The sequence below is a fragment of the Bacillus sp. BK450 genome, assembly GCF_004364885.1.
Taxonomy (GTDB): Bacteria; Bacillota; Bacilli; order Bacillales; family Bacillaceae; genus Bacillus; species Bacillus safensis.
Genome location: NZ_SOBQ01000001.1, coordinates 41,684 through 55,828 on the forward strand (window position 1 = coordinate 41,684; position 14,145 = coordinate 55,828).

16 protein-coding genes and 1 pseudogene are annotated in these 14,145 nt (G+C 36.6%); 14 read left to right on the plus strand and 3 right to left on the minus strand.

Features of this window, described 5'->3' with window-relative positions; genetic code table 11:
* Positions 1 to 7 precede the first annotated feature (7 nt).
* Positions 8 to 325, minus strand: coding sequence for a monooxygenase (locus tag EV579_RS00200; RefSeq protein WP_133743763.1), 318 nt, complete (start codon positions 323 to 325; stop codon positions 8 to 10).
* Between the two features lie 11 nt (positions 326 to 336).
* A complete protein-coding gene (locus EV579_RS00205; protein ID WP_133743764.1) occupies positions 337 to 1,263 on the minus strand; it encodes a DsbA family protein in 927 nt (308 codons plus the stop codon).
* A 176-nt stretch (positions 1,264 to 1,439) separates the two neighbouring features.
* Between EV579_RS00205 and EV579_RS00210 the strand changes: the two genes are divergently transcribed.
* From EV579_RS00210 to EV579_RS00220, 3 genes are all read left to right on the plus strand, one after another.
* On the plus strand, positions 1,440 to 2,012 hold the full coding sequence (locus EV579_RS00210) for a TetR/AcrR family transcriptional regulator (RefSeq protein WP_133743765.1): 573 nt from the start codon (positions 1,440 to 1,442) through the stop codon (positions 2,010 to 2,012).
* Between the two features lie 68 nt (positions 2,013 to 2,080).
* Complete coding sequence (locus EV579_RS00215) at positions 2,081 to 2,506, plus strand: MarR family winged helix-turn-helix transcriptional regulator (RefSeq protein ID WP_133743766.1); 426 nt, start codon at positions 2,081 to 2,083, stop codon at positions 2,504 to 2,506.
* A gap of 116 nt (positions 2,507 to 2,622) precedes the next feature.
* Positions 2,623 to 2,970, plus strand: a complete 348-nt coding sequence (locus EV579_RS00220; protein ID WP_279586120.1) for a DoxX family protein — start codon at positions 2,623 to 2,625, stop codon at positions 2,968 to 2,970.
* 63 nt (positions 2,971 to 3,033) lie between these two features.
* On the opposite strand, the gene EV579_RS00225 is transcribed toward EV579_RS00220, so the two are convergent.
* Entirely contained in the window at positions 3,034 to 3,231 is a 198-nt protein-coding gene (locus EV579_RS00225; protein ID WP_056766646.1) for a hypothetical protein, read from the minus strand.
* Between the two features lie 242 nt (positions 3,232 to 3,473).
* On the opposite strand from EV579_RS00225, the gene EV579_RS00230 reads away from it, so the two are divergent.
* The 11 genes and pseudogenes from EV579_RS00230 to EV579_RS00280 form a co-directional block, all read left to right on the plus strand.
* The gene (locus tag EV579_RS00230) at positions 3,474 to 4,643 is read left to right on the plus strand and encodes an FAD-dependent oxidoreductase (protein ID WP_133743767.1); all 1,170 of its coding nucleotides are present in this window, start codon (positions 3,474 to 3,476) and stop codon (positions 4,641 to 4,643) included.
* Positions 4,644 to 4,685: 42 nt separating this feature from the next.
* On the plus strand, positions 4,686 to 5,366 hold the full coding sequence (locus tag EV579_RS00235; RefSeq protein WP_208300724.1) for a TetR/AcrR family transcriptional regulator: 681 nt from the start codon (positions 4,686 to 4,688) through the stop codon (positions 5,364 to 5,366).
* Positions 5,367 to 5,511: 145 nt separating this feature from the next.
* A complete protein-coding gene (locus EV579_RS00240; RefSeq protein WP_024425163.1) occupies positions 5,512 to 6,177 on the plus strand; it encodes a helix-turn-helix transcriptional regulator in 666 nt (221 codons plus the stop codon).
* Entirely contained in the window at positions 6,174 to 6,548 is a 375-nt protein-coding gene (locus EV579_RS00245) for a RidA family protein (protein WP_133743768.1), read from the plus strand. The genes EV579_RS00240 and EV579_RS00245 overlap by 4 nt, the downstream gene beginning before the upstream one ends.
* Positions 6,549 to 6,620: 72 nt before the next feature.
* Positions 6,621 to 7,724, plus strand: a complete 1,104-nt coding sequence (locus EV579_RS00250) for a threonine synthase (RefSeq protein ID WP_133743769.1) — start codon at positions 6,621 to 6,623, stop codon at positions 7,722 to 7,724.
* 216 nt (positions 7,725 to 7,940) lie between these two features.
* A complete protein-coding gene (locus EV579_RS00255) occupies positions 7,941 to 10,103 on the plus strand; it encodes an MMPL family transporter (protein ID WP_133743770.1) in 2,163 nt (720 codons plus the stop codon).
* Positions 10,104 to 10,204: 101 nt separating this feature from the next.
* Positions 10,205 to 11,389, plus strand: a complete 1,185-nt coding sequence (locus tag EV579_RS00260) for a sensor histidine kinase (protein ID WP_133743771.1) — start codon at positions 10,205 to 10,207, stop codon at positions 11,387 to 11,389.
* 5 nt (positions 11,390 to 11,394) lie between these two features.
* A complete protein-coding gene (locus EV579_RS00265) occupies positions 11,395 to 12,045 on the plus strand; it encodes a response regulator transcription factor (RefSeq protein WP_024427104.1) in 651 nt (216 codons plus the stop codon).
* Positions 12,046 to 12,252: 207 nt separating this feature from the next.
* Positions 12,253 to 13,143, plus strand: coding sequence for an AraC family transcriptional regulator (locus EV579_RS00270; protein WP_133743772.1), 891 nt, complete (start codon positions 12,253 to 12,255; stop codon positions 13,141 to 13,143).
* Between the two features lie 139 nt (positions 13,144 to 13,282).
* Entirely contained in the window at positions 13,283 to 13,786 is a 504-nt protein-coding gene (locus tag EV579_RS00275; RefSeq protein ID WP_338423272.1) for an FGGY family carbohydrate kinase, read from the plus strand.
* Positions 13,765 to 13,995, plus strand: a pseudogene (locus EV579_RS00280) (L-rhamnose isomerase); the annotation flags it as partial. The gene EV579_RS00275 and the pseudogene EV579_RS00280, both read left to right, overlap by 22 nt.
* Positions 13,996 to 14,145 lie beyond the last annotated feature (150 nt).

The window sequence follows — 14,145 nt, forward strand, 5'->3', positions numbered from 1 at the left end:
TCGTATGTCAACCTTGATGAGTTTTTAATGGACCTTTTGTGATATGAGTAAGGTGAGCATTCATGTTAAAGATTTTAGCGTTGATGTCTGTTATTCCAAAGCTAGTGATTCTTTTAGAATGCATCTCAAGATAGTTTTCAGCTGCTTCTTTTGTTTCGAATAAGTAGATTCCGCCAGCCTCATTCTTCTCCGGATTCTCCGTCCATATTTTCCATATGAATCCGTCTTCCTCATTTATACTTTTCGCTAAATCAGAAAACTCTTTTGCCATTTCATCACCGAAAGGGCCCTTCATCTTAAAATCCATCTGTAATAAATGTGCCATCGTCATTCTCCTTATGTCGAAGTTGTAAAATACAGTTCTCCCAGCACTTCTTTCATTTGATACTGCTGCTGGGGAAGTTCTTTCTTCATAAAAGACCGTACATCTGATTGGTCAACATCGTACATTACTTCAATTTCTTTAGAAAATAGAAATTTTTCTTTTTCGAGCAGGATAAAAACAGCTGGGCGTTTTTTCGGTTCAAGTTCTTCAGTGTTTAAAGCTTGCTTTAATCCTTCAACATAGATTTCAAATGAGCGGCCACCCGTAATTTTGACTCCTTTATTTTCTTCGTTGACGAAGATGATCGTTGGGAAACCTCTAGCACCAAGGTCTCGAGCTAGAGTGAAATCTTGATTTAATAATTCCTGGCCGCTAGGCAGCTCCGCTTCATGGACTATCACATCTCCGTTAAGTCCAAGGTCGTTGACGATATCAATTAACACCGTGATATCCGATATATTTTGATTGAAGGCAAATAGCGCTTCTCTTGCATGGCGTAAAAAAGTATAGGCTAGTGCATCATCATGATGTTTTTGAATCACTTTGAACACGCGAGAGGGCGGGTAGGAGGATTGAACAGGATTGTCAATCATTAAGGAACCATCAATTGGCATGCGAGAATGTTCTCCAACCTCTCTCCAGTGACCAGCAACATCAGCAGGCTTATAAATTCCATTTACAGGATCAATTGGACCATCATGCCATTTCTCTAACAGTCCACCCAACACAGTCTGGAAATGAAAATAATGTCCATATTGCTCTTTAAATCGACGCAGGACAGGTTCAATTGCCCAGCAATGCGAACAAATCGGATCTGTTACATAATAGAGCGTTATTGTTTTTTTAGGCTGTTGAAAATCAATGACCTGGATATCCTCATCTTCACCTACACCACATACACCTCTTTCTATATCACAAAACATCTCATTGTTTTTCAATTTCATTTACCTCCTCAAATTATGCAGGAAACACTATTCCCTATATTTGTTTGAATCAATCATTTGCATTACATTAGATCTTAAGACACAATGAGTGAGACCAACACCAATAATTTCTTCAATTTGTTGTTTATCCAACAGATTGATAGATATGTTGAAAAAGGAGGAGGGATAAGATGACGCAGCCAAAGACAGATCCTCGGGTTCTGAGAACGCGTAAGTTAATCATGGAGTCTTTTATTAAACTTTCATCGAAAAAGGAATTTAAGGATATTACGATCAAAGATGTCACGGCAGAAGCCTTGATCAACCGAGCGACGTTTTATTATCATTTTGAGGATAAATACGATTTGCTGGATAAAACACTATCAGAAGTATTATCGATTAATTTAGAAAGTATTCATTTCAATCATCGTAAACTAGATGAAGATACGATTATCAATATTTTTAAAGCCCTAACGAATTTTCAACAATCTCTGCATAACCGCTGCCAAGTAGAATATGAAACTGAACTTGCTCCTATTGTGAGGGAGCAGCTTGAAATTATTTTTTATCAATTGTTAATCAATCAATATACAAATGTCGAAAAGCAAATTCTGAAGGTCACAGCTGTTTTTTTAAGTTGGGGAATTCACGGAGCTTCTGTTGAGTGGAGAAAAAATAGTTCGCACTTATCATCAGAGGAGTTTATCAAATCAGCAGTGCCATATATCTTGTCAGGGATTGATTTTAAGCAAGCAGATGGATGATTTGACAATTTTCAAATGCTCCACTAATATAAATGCTATAGCATATAAATTTCATAGAGGGTGTTTACATGGATTTACAAGATTTAATAGGCTATCTCGTTCATCGTACCGATCTCAAAATGACAAATTATTTTACGAACAGGTTAAAGCCTTACGGGGTCACTCCTGAACAATGGAGTATTATAAGTATTCTGAGTAGTGAAAAGGGAACTACTCAAAAAGAATTGGCAGAAGGAATTGATAAAAATCAAACCACTGTCGTCAGAATGATCCAGTCTATGGAACGAAAAGGGCTTGTCAAAAAGATCTATAATGAACAAGACCGGCGCTCACATCACCTACTTTTAACGGAAAAAGGGGACGAGGTCAAAAAGGCCATTCTTCCTGTCGTCATGGATGCACATCAAACGGTGACAAAGCAATTAAACGATGAAGAGACTCAACAATTAAAATTACTTTTAAACAAATTATTTCATTCACACTATGAATCTTGAAATGTCTAATCTGTAACGAACTATTTATATCCGATATATGCTATGACATATAAATTGCATCAGCTGAAAATTTGTCCATTTGGACGGAGTGTTTCAGTCAAATAACTTAGAAAGATGTGATCACGATTTTCATACTTATTCTTCAAATGATATTGGCCGCTTTCTTTTTTGTAACAGGATCGAAAATTATATCAGGGAAAATGGCAGAAGAGTTCAAACGATTTGGTTTACCTGCTTTTTTTAATGTTTTAACCGGAGCCTTTGAGCTCATAGGCGCAGCTGGAATGCTGATCGGCATATGGATGCCAACAATCGCAATATTATCAGGCTTATTGTTAGGAGGCACGATGCTGGCAGCTGCATTTACTCTGATCGTATTGGCCAAAGATCCCTTTAAAAAAGCAATCCCGGCACTTGTGTTATTCGCTCTCAGTATCGGGGTCAGCTTGTACCACATTCTTTAAGTTCATATCAAGGTAAGTCACAAAACCTAAACAAATCTCCATTATTCTAATGGCGGATTGTGTTTAGGTTTTTTTGCGATTGAATTGTTTTCGAAGAACTAGGCATGAGACAGCGAATACTGCGAAAGCGCCCGCTGATCCAGCAGCAAACACCAGCTCAAATTGTTCTGGTTTGGACTTGAATAACAAAGGGACAGAAAGAATGAGAGCGGCACCACTAAAACTCAATCCTAATATCAACATTGCCAATAATTTATTCATAGAAACACCTCTTACACTCAGAATTAGAACAATGGAAACGACTGATTCAAGAATCATTGTGATGATTCGACATCCTTTCACATTCCTAGTTGAAGTGTATCATATGGTGGCGGGCGATTGTAAAACACACAATTGTGAAATAAACTTTTTAAACGAACACTGTTCTTTACGAACGGTGTTCGTTATAATATAAATGTGATGTGGCTTTAAACGATTTCCATAAAGAAGAGGAGATGCATACGATGACGGCATTATCTAAGAAACAAAAGCAGATCGCTATTATTGGAGGAGGGCCTGGGGGGCTAACACTCGCCTTAATACTGCAAAATTACGGTATACAAACAACCATCTATGAACGAGAAATGCATGACAAGAGTCTTGAAAGAGGGGGATCACTGGATATTCATGAAGAAACAGGTCAAAAAGCTTTAAAAGAAGCAGGAGTTTATGAGGAATTTCAAAGGAACGCCCGCTATGAAGGAGAAGATTTCCGTTTACTTGATAAATCAGGAAGAATTTATTTAGATGAAGAAACGGAATCAGATCAAAAAGGAACCCGCCCAGAAATTGATCGTGGTGTTTTGTGCGAACTGCTGTTAGATCAAATGAATGCTGAAAACATCAAATATGGATATAAACTAGAAAGTTGCATTTCATTAGAAAGCGGCATGACGGAGCTTCATTTTGAAAACGGAGTTGTTGAGACAGTTGATCTTGTAATTGGGGCAGATGGTGCTTTTTCTCGTGTGCGTCCTCTGTTAACAGATATTGATATTGAATACGCCGGACTCACGATGCTGGAACTGAATATCCTCAACGTAGAGATGAACCACCCTGATTTAGCTGCATTTAATAAACGTGGTAAGATGTTTGCTTTAGCTGACCACAAAGGACTGATTGGTCAGTTAAACGGAGATGGACGAATCAAAGTGTATGCAAGCCTTATGGTAGAGCGTAACTGGATTGAGACTTGTGGTATTCCGTTTCATCAAGCGAAAGAAGCAAAAGAACAATTATTAGCGTTATTTAGTGATTGGGACGATCAGCTGAAAAATTATATTCGTTATGCTGAAGATGCCATCATTCCAAGACGGATTTATACGCTTCCTGTCGGTTTTAAATGGAAACGCCATAAAGGAGCAACGCTTATCGGTGATGCCGCTCATGTCATGTCGCCATTCGCAGGGGAGGGTGTAAACATGGCGATGTTTGATGCAATGGAGCTTGCACTTGCGATTGTTCGAAATCCTCATCATATTGAAAAGGCTATTGAAGAATACGAAGACAGGATGTACGAATATTCATCGGAGAAAGCTCGTGAATCGGAAAAAAGTTTAAAGCTGTGTTTTTCAAAAGATGCTGCAATCAAGCTTGCTGAAATGATGAATTCTTTTCAAGAAAACGGTGATTGATGCTCAATTTACTATTTGACTTTGACATGTTATAAAGAGATTATGAACAATTCAAATCGTCGTATTATAAGTCGTCGGTCTCGGCCGGCTAAAGAGCCCTTAAGCCGTGAACTCATTGTGAAAACTGCCTATGAGCTACTAAAGGAGCAAGGGTTAGAGGGCATGAGTATGCGTAAGGTGGCTAAAGCACTCGATACGGGACCTGCATCCTTGTATGTCTACGTGAACAATTTTCAAGAACTAAGTGCTTACGTATTGGATTATGGTCTCGGCCAAATGGTTTACCCAAATTCAGTGAATGGCACATGGAAAGAACAGTTATTTGACATATTGCATACTTATTTCCTACTGTTATTCGAAAAACCTGGTCTTGCTGAAATTTCTCTTTCCACCATCCCGCAAGGAACGAACTTTTTACAATTGACCGAACATATTCTCGCTGCATTGCATGAAGGCGGGATCAAATCTACATCTGCTGCATGGGGAGTAGACCTGTTACTGTTATACGTATCTTCCGTAGCATACGAAAAGGTCTCTTGGAAGAAACATGGCTCTTCGCAGATTTCAGATACAAAGAAAGCATTTCATGATGCAGACAAAACGCGGTTTCCTTTCATCCATAGCCTAAAAGAAGAAATGTTTGCAGGTGATACCGTATCAATGGAACGGTTCAGGTGGGGAATTGAAGTCATTTTGTATGGAATCCAGCAAGAAATCAATTAGAAAGGAGCACAAGCAAAAAGCAGTCAATGGCTGCTTTTTTTTAATTTTCTCAACTTTTTTCATCGTATATAAAAAAATCTATATATTGTTTTTATATATAAAAAATTATATAATCTAGTGGAATAAACAACTGAGGTGCTTAAGCATGGAAAATATAAAGAATTTATTAGAGAGCTATATTCCTTTAGCAAAATCTACTGCAAAAATGTTTGGACCAAATTGTGAAGTAGTTATTCATGATTTAACGAACCCTCAAGCATCTGTCATGTTTACAGTCAATCATCATGTGACGGGAAGAAAAATCGGTCAATCATTTGATCATTTGGTAAAGACTGTTTTACAATCAGAAGATTTTAAAGAAGATTATCTTGCTGGGTATACATTTAAAACAGAAGACAACCGTACCATTCGTTCTTCGACTTCATTAATTCGTGATTCGAAGAAAAAGGTGATCGGGGCATTCTGTATCAATTTTGATGTTGAAGCATTGAATCAAATGCAGCAATTTATGGATACTTTTCTTTCTACAAAAGTTGAAGTTCAAGAGAATGAAACAACATCAAATGATGATCTTGAAAATGTGGAAGGAATCGTAGATCAATTGATTCAACAGATCATTCAAAACAGTGTCCACCCAGTTATGAAACGTCATGAAAAAATTGAATTAATAAGGTTCATGGATGAAAAGGGAATCTTTTTAATGAAAGGTTCAGTTGAGAAAGTCGCATCTATGTTAGGTATTTCTAAAGTCACCGTCTATAGCTATTTGGATGAAATCAAACATAAATCGAATGAAGGGGAAACGAAATGAAAAGCATCCTTGAGGTAGGAAATCTAACATCCAATGGACATTATGCATTCGCAACCATTCATCAAAACACGGTCTATGTTTCAGGACAATTTGCCATCAATCCCGAAACGAGAGAAAAAGAATTCGGCCCCATTGAAGAAGAGACATTACAAGCACTTAAGAATGTTGAGATGATTGTAGAAGCAGCCGGAAGTAAAAAAGAAAAGATTTTGCGTATGACATTATACATTTCTGATATTGAACTATGGGACAAAGTAGATGCGGTTTACACTGAATTTTTCGGTGAACATCAACCAGCACGTACTGTTGTACCAACGAATGAATTACATTTTGGTTTCAAAATTGAAATTGATGCTATTTCTTATATTTAGAATATTTTTTTGCCCATGATATATAAAAAAGTATATTTTATATAAAAAATTATCCAAAGGGGTTGATGATTGATGAATCAATTGATTTGTAACGATTGCGGTAAAAAGTATGAGATGACACCAACTCTATGGAAATGTGATTGTAACGGCGTATTAAACCTGGTGAAAGATACCCCTCAAATAGATATTGCGGCTTGGAATCACTATCCAAACTCATTATGGCGTTATGTTGAAACCATGCCATTTTCAAAAGGGTCAAAGACTTGGGAATCTGTGACAATGGGTGAAGGCCAAACTCCGTTAATCGTTTTAGATCCTCATGAGCCAAACATTTATGTAAAAGTTGATTATATGATGCCTACGCTATCCTTTAAAGATCGAGGAGCTGCTGTTTTAATGACAAAGGCAAAGGAATTAGGGGTATCAAAAGTCATTGCGGATAGCAGCGGGAATGCAGGAACGGCGATTGCCGCTTATGCAGCTCGTTGCGAGATTGCATGTGACATCTATCTAAGCGATGAAACTTCACCTAAAAAGATCGCTCAAATAAAAGCCCATGGAGCAACGATTAAAGAAATTCGCGGTACACGAGAGGATATTGCAGCAGCGGCGCAAAAAGCAGTAGACGCCGAAAACGTTTTTTATGCAAGCCATGTGTATAATCCTTATTTTTTTGAAGGAACAAAAACATACGCCTATGAAATATATGAACAAGTAAACGGAGCACCTGATACTTTAATCATTCCGGTTGGAAATGGTACTCTCCTCCTAGGTGCATATTACGGTTTTAAAGAGTTATTTGAAAATGGTTTGATTCATAAAATACCGAAAATCATTGCCATACAAGCGAAAAACTGTGCTCCTCTCGTGAAAGCTTATCAAAACGCGGAGGAATCAGCATCGCCTGTTACGAATACAGGAACTTTGGCAGAAGGTATAGCCATTGCTGCCCCGGCGCGCTCCAAACAAATTCTAGAAGCTGTACAAGATACCAATGGTACATTTATAGATATTGAAGAGGATGAGATATTGAATGCACGCTCTAAACTAAGTGAGAAAGGATTTTATGTGGAAGTGACATCTGCCGTCAATTTTGCTGGCTACATGAAATATAAAAAGGAAGCAAAAGAAACAATCGTCATACCTCTTTGTGGTGCAGGAATTAAATCAAAATAACCAGATATGACTAATACAACTGATCCGGAATTGGCCAGATGATGATATAGATAAAATGAACGCTCTCTATAAATAGAAGGGTATCTCAAAAGAGATGCTCTTTTTCTTGCCTAAATGTACAATCCCTTTTGCCCAAAAGTACAATTTCAATCAACTATTTCATTACGTAGAATAAAGAGGTGAATATCATGAATTCGATGAAAAAGGAGTAAGTGAATGGCTAAATTTTTATATAACTTAGGAAACTTTGCTTTTACTAAGCCTAAACGAATGTTAATCGGTTGGTTACTTATTTTAGCAGCTGTAGTTGCAGCAACAATAGGGACAGGCGTTTCATTTAATGGAGATATGTCGATTCCAGGAACAAAATCTGAAAAAGCGATGGATCTCTTGGAAAAGAAGTTCCCAGCAGGTGATGATGAGGGAACGATTCGTCTAATATTTAAAGCACCTAAAGATGAAACTTTAGAAGCAAAGAAAGTGAAACATAAAATTAATGAGACGATAAAAGAAATTAAAAAGGATAAAGCCGTTAAGCAAGTAACCGATTTATATGAGACCTTTACGATAAGTAAAGATAAGAAAATAGGATATGCGGATATTACGTATCGAGTGAAAGCGGACAAGGTAAAGGAATCCTCAAAAGAGAAAGTATTAAATAGCATAAAGATTTCAAAAGATGCGGGCATCCAAACGGAATTAGGCGGCTCCGTCACATTCTCTGAAATTGAAGTAGGTGGCATTTCTGAAATCATAGGGATTATCTTCGCCTTCTTGATTTTAGCCTTTACATTTGCTTCACTTTTGGTCGCAGGATTACCAATATTGACGGCTGTGATTGGGTTAGTAATAGGTGTGATGGTCATTTTAATCACCTCAAACTTTGTAGACATGTCTGCATTTAGTCTCACATTAGCGGTGATGATTGGTCTTGCAGTAGGAATTGATTATGCACTGTTTATCATTTCAAGATATCGACAGCTGTTAGCAGAAGGCTACAATTTGAATGAGGCTGCTGCTAGAGCAGTGGGTACCGCAGGAAGTGCTGTATTATTTGCGGGCGTCACTGTTATTGTTGCATTATGTGGACTTGTATTAGTTGACATACCGTTTCTAGGTATCATGGGCCTTGTGGGAGCCTTTATGGTACTATCTGTTATGCTTGTTTCCCTCACGATTGTTCCAGCTATACTAGGGCTTCTTGGAGATAAGGTGAGTCCTTCTAGGAAAAATAAGTTATTTTCTAAATTACAGCCAAAAAAAGAGAAAAAAACAATGGGCTGGGGAAGATTTATTCAAAAGCATCCGGGTAAAATAATGCTAGGTGTCATTTTATTGACAGGATTGATAAGCTGGCCAGCACTTCATATGGAGCTTGGTCTTCCGGATAACGGTATGAAAGGCAAAGAAACAACTGAACGTAAAGGATACGATCTTTTAGCAGAAGGATTTGGCAAGGGGTTTAATGGACCACTTGCCATCATCATAGATGCCTCTCAAGCAAATAAAACGATGAAGTCCAAGTCCATCGAGGAATCATCAAAATTGTTAGAAAAAATGGATGGTATCAAACAAATCACGCCGGCGATCCCTGATCCATCGGGTGAGTACGCAATGTTAACAATCTTACCTAGAAGTGGTCCGGAGGATAAAGAAACGAAGCAATTAGTGAAAGACATTCGAAATGAATCGAGTGTGACTGACACAAAGTTTCTTGTGACTGGTTCTACTGCCGTGAATATAGATATTTCAGATAGACTCAGTGAAGCATTGCCAAAATTTGCAGGAGTCATTATTGGATTTGCTTTTGTGTTAATGATTCTTGTATTTAGATCATTCCTTGTTCCATTAAAGGCTGTACTAGGGTTTTTAATGACATTAACTGCTACATTAGGTTTTGCTGTCTTTGTTTTACAGGATGGACACCTTGCCTCATTGTTTGGAATACCTGCAGCAGGACCGTTGTTAAACTTTATGCCTGTACTAGTGACAGGAATATTATTTGGTCTTGCAATGGATTATGAAGTATTTTTAGTTAGTAGAATGAGGGAAGAATTCCTTCTATCTCATGATGCAAAGAAATCTGTTATTTCTGGATTACAGCATAGTGGCAGGGTTGTAACTGCAGCAGGCTTAATTATGATTTTCGTTTTCGCAAGCTTTATTTTTGCTCAAGACTTGATTATTAAAACAATGGGATTAACATTGGCATTTGGGGTTTTATTCGATGCATTTGTCATTAGAATGACCTTTATCCCTGCTTGTATGATGCTATTAGGGCGGGCAAATTGGTACTTACCAAAATGGCTGGCACGATTGCTTCCGCATATTGATATTGAAGGAGAGTCAATTGCCCAAAAAGAAAAGAAGATTATATAATGTATTCTTTTTAAAATGTTAAAATCCTAATACCGCCATTGCCTCTTTAAAAGGCGGGCGGTATTTTTCGTGTTATGATGGGGTTTGGAAGGTGAGAGTTTATGGTTAAGAAACGGATAGACCCATTTAATGAAATGATCTATTCCCGAATTCCCGCGTTATTATGGGGCGTTCTTGTTTATGTTGCAGCGATGATTTTTCAGTTTTTAACAGCATCTTTATCGCTTTCAAGTTTGTTTTTTTCTGGCCTTATCGCGATCCATCTCATTTTGCACTGGTGGTCATTTTATTGGTTTAAGAAGAAGCCTTGGATTTATTTCTTCATACAAGGAATCGTTATTTTACTTTGTGTTTTAGCTATGCAAGCTGCCTCTCCTGTTATTTTAATTGGTCTTTTACCGTTATTAATTGCTCAAAGCATCGGTGTATATTATCATACATTAAAGATTATTTTGACAGGACTTTGTTTTTATGTACTTTTTTTTCTAGCTCTTATTTTGGTTAATGATACAGATGATCTGACTGTCTACATTCCGATTTTATTTCTTATCCTTATTGTGGTCGTTGCATACTCTATCTTATTTTTTAGACAAGTAAAGGCTAGAATACGAACTCAAACGTTTCTAAAGGAACTAGAACTCGCACATCAGCAGGTGGAGGAGTTAACCCTTGCTAATGAACGTCAAAGAATGGCGAGAGATTTACATGATACCCTTGCACAAGGGCTTGCAGGCATTATTATGCAATTGGAAGCTGTTCAAGCACATTTAGAGAATCAAAATACCCAGCGTGCTCAAAGCATTATCAAGGGCTCAATGAGCCAAGCGCGAAAAACATTAGGTGAGGCACGAATGGTGATTGATGATCTTCGGAAGGATCGTCATGATCAATACGATTTAACTGAAACAGTGAAAAATGAAGTAAATCGATTTACGACAGCAACGAATATTCCAATTCGTACAAAGATATCTGTACCTCAGAATATGTCACCTTTTTTTATTGAACATACTGTTTACATGATAAAAGAATGCTTAACGAATGTTTCAAAACATGCCAAAGCAAGCCATGTCGAGTTAGTGATGGTACAACAAGGTGATCACATCCATTTGGAAATAGCAGACAATGGAGTGGGATTTGATGAGAAAAAACGAGAATCCACTTTTGGACATTACGGCATCATTGGTATGTCAGAACGTGTTCGGCTGCTTGGTGGAGAGATCCATTTGAAAAGTAAAAAAAATGAAGGTACACAAGTAATAGTGAACATACCTTTGAAAAAGGAGTAAATACAGTGTCTTATCGAATTGTGATTGTTGATGATCATTATGTTGTGAGAGAAGGATTAAAATTAATTCTTGAAACAGACGAAAGATTTGAAGTAGTTGGAGAAGCAGAAGATGGAGGAAAGGGGATAGATGTCATAAAAGAAAAATCCCCAGACCTTGTATTACTTGACCTCAACATGCCTATGATGAGCGGGCTTGATATGCTTAGAGAAATGCAGACTCTTCAAATAAAAGTTCCTGTACTCATTCTGACTACTTATAATGAAGAAAAATTAATGATCCAAGGGTTACAGCTTGGTGCAAAAGGCTACCTCTTAAAGGATGCCAGCAGAGAAAACTTATTTAATACAATTGAAGCGGCCATTAGAGGAGACATTTTACTTCAATCAAATGTGGCCTCAAAGGTATTTGAATCAACCGTACACAAAGAACCTCAAGTAAAATTGAAAACAGACAACCACTTGCTTACCGAAAAAGAAATGCTCGTTTTGCAAGCAGTAGCTAGAGGGTTTCGGAGTAAGGAAATTGCATTTGATATGGGAATTTCCGAGAGAACTGTAAAAGCACATTTAACAAACATTTATCAAAAACTAAATGTGACATCAAGAGCTGAAGCCATTAAAACATCAATAGAATTAGGGATCATTCATTTTTAGATAATTGAACAAACAGGAGTCAAAGCCACTCTTGCAGAAGCACTTTTGTACAAACCTATGAGCTTGGGAAATAATAAAGAGACTACTTTAGGTAGTCTCTTTTTAAAAAGCATGGAGTTAGACTCTATATAAGAAAGAAGGTATGTGGGCTTTGGTTGAAGAAGTCTAATAAACAATGAAGTAAGATTATAAACAAAGGAGAAACCTATGCAACATGATCTTCTCAATCAATTATTAAAGATAACAGATGAAGAGGAACTGATTCTACAAAACAGAAGAGAGATAAATAAAGACATTTATACCAATCAGTCTAATTTTATTATAGAAAGTCAAAAATTTCTCAATCAAGAGAGTATGATTACGGTTCGAAAACATACACGCTTTGTGGATTTTCCTAAACATAAACACGACTACATTGAGATTAATTATGTTTACAATGGACAGTATAACCAAAAAGTAGGGAATCAAAGAATAAATTTGCAACAAGGGGAGCTGTTATTTTTAAACCAGCATATTGAGCATGAAACTCAAGCTTGTGCAGAAGAAGACATTATTATTAATTTTATCATTTTACCTCATTTTTTTGATTTTATCTTTTCGTTTTTAACGACTGAAAACAGAATTAGTAATTTCTTAATTAACAGTTTATATAACAGTACTCAAAATGGACAATTCCTTTACTTTAAAGTTTCAGATAAATTGTATATGGGTCTTTTAATGGTGGAGTTAATTAAACACGCTGATAAGGCCGAACATACAGAAGACAATCCTGTACAACATTATTTAATTGTTGAATCATTAAAGTATATTGATGAACATTTCCAGAGTGCATCACTGAATGAATTAGCCACAAAATTAAGCCAGCCCGCTTATGCTTTAAGTAAAGAGATTAAAAAGGCTACCAACTTTACATTTAAAGAATTACTTCAAGAAAAACGTTTAAATAAAGCGAAAGAGTTACTGGAAAGTACAGATATGCCAATTGCCTCTGTTATAGATCAAGTTGGATATGATAATGTAAGTTATTTCTATCGGATTTTTAAAAACAAATATCATCAGACACCAAAGCAATTCAGAGAACACTTAGCAAAAAAATAAGATGCTGCTAATTGTTCTTTTTTATTTTAAACAATTGCAAATAAGGACAACAAATAAATCATTTTAGACATTATTTTCTCCTTTTAGCTGGCTTAATATAAAGACATAAGCCAACGCTTTCATGCAAAGGGTGATTAAAATGAAGAAATGTTGTTTAGCAGTTGATATTGGTGCTTCTAGTGGAAGATTAATAGCGGGTCATCTTGAAGATGGACTTTTAAATCTAAAAGAAATCCACCGTTTCGAGAATAAAATGGTCCAAAAAAATGGCCAGTTTTGCTGGGAGCTTGATCGATTATTTGAAGAAATAAAAAAGGGAATCCATCAATGTAGTGAAATGGGATTATCTCCAGAAAGTATCGGTATTGATACATGGGCAGTAGACTTTGTTTTACTAGATGAATGGAACAAACCTTTAACAGATTTTGTTGCCTATCGCGATTCGAGAACAGACGGGATGATGGATGAGGTTTTTAAAACATTCATGAAGGAACGTCTGTATCTAGAGACAGGAATTCAATTTCAAAAATTTAATACGATTTATCAACTTTATTCAATCAAACAAAATCATCCGGAGATTTTAGAAAATGCAAAATCTTTTCTAATGGTTCCTGACTATTTTCATTATTTATTAAAATGTTAGTACCAAATGAACATTTAAAAGAGTTACAGGAAGATGGAAACTTTACAGAAAGATTAGCATTAATAGAGGAATTCAAAACGTATCCTTTCGGTGCAATCTGGGATTACTATTGTGAAAAAATGGGCGTGCCTTTAAAAGAAACATGGCTGGAAGAAGTGAAACAATATGAGCAAGATGTATTAACAAAAAGAAACCCTGTTTTAGCCTAAAAAATCATGAAAGGCTAACTAGTAAATTTACAAAGAGATACAGTCAGGGGAAGGGTCTAATAGATCAATTCCCCTGTTTATATTACAAGGATTCCTTTTTAGATGAATAGGTTACAACTCAATGTTTTTTCCACTCTACGCGTGCTAATT

Bases quoted from the DNA above. Each gene is read 5' to 3' on its own strand.
- EV579_RS00200 (WP_133743763.1), bottom strand. From the start codon at position 325: ATGGCACATTTATTACAGATGGATTTTAAGATGAAGGGCCCTTTCGGT.
- EV579_RS00210 (WP_133743765.1), top strand. From the start codon at position 1,440: ATGACGCAGCCAAAGACAGATCCTCGGGTTCTGAGAACGCGTAAGTTA.
- EV579_RS00215 (WP_133743766.1), top strand. From the start codon at position 2,081: ATGGATTTACAAGATTTAATAGGCTATCTCGTTCATCGTACCGATCTC.
- EV579_RS00225 (WP_056766646.1), bottom strand. From the start codon at position 3,231: ATGAATAAATTATTGGCAATGTTGATATTAGGATTGAGTTTTAGTGGT.
- EV579_RS00230 (WP_133743767.1), top strand. From the start codon at position 3,474: ATGACGGCATTATCTAAGAAACAAAAGCAGATCGCTATTATTGGAGGA.
- EV579_RS00235 (WP_208300724.1), top strand. From the start codon at position 4,686: ATGAACAATTCAAATCGTCGTATTATAAGTCGTCGGTCTCGGCCGGCT.
- EV579_RS00240 (WP_024425163.1), top strand. From the start codon at position 5,512: ATGGAAAATATAAAGAATTTATTAGAGAGCTATATTCCTTTAGCAAAA.
- EV579_RS00245 (WP_133743768.1), top strand. From the start codon at position 6,174: ATGAAAAGCATCCTTGAGGTAGGAAATCTAACATCCAATGGACATTAT.
- EV579_RS00250 (WP_133743769.1), top strand. From the start codon at position 6,621: ATGAATCAATTGATTTGTAACGATTGCGGTAAAAAGTATGAGATGACA.
- EV579_RS00255 (WP_133743770.1), top strand. From the start codon at position 7,941: ATGGCTAAATTTTTATATAACTTAGGAAACTTTGCTTTTACTAAGCCT.
- EV579_RS00260 (WP_133743771.1), top strand. From the start codon at position 10,205: ATGGTTAAGAAACGGATAGACCCATTTAATGAAATGATCTATTCCCGA.
- EV579_RS00270 (WP_133743772.1), top strand. From the start codon at position 12,253: ATGCAACATGATCTTCTCAATCAATTATTAAAGATAACAGATGAAGAG.
- EV579_RS00275 (WP_338423272.1), top strand. From the start codon at position 13,283: ATGAAGAAATGTTGTTTAGCAGTTGATATTGGTGCTTCTAGTGGAAGA.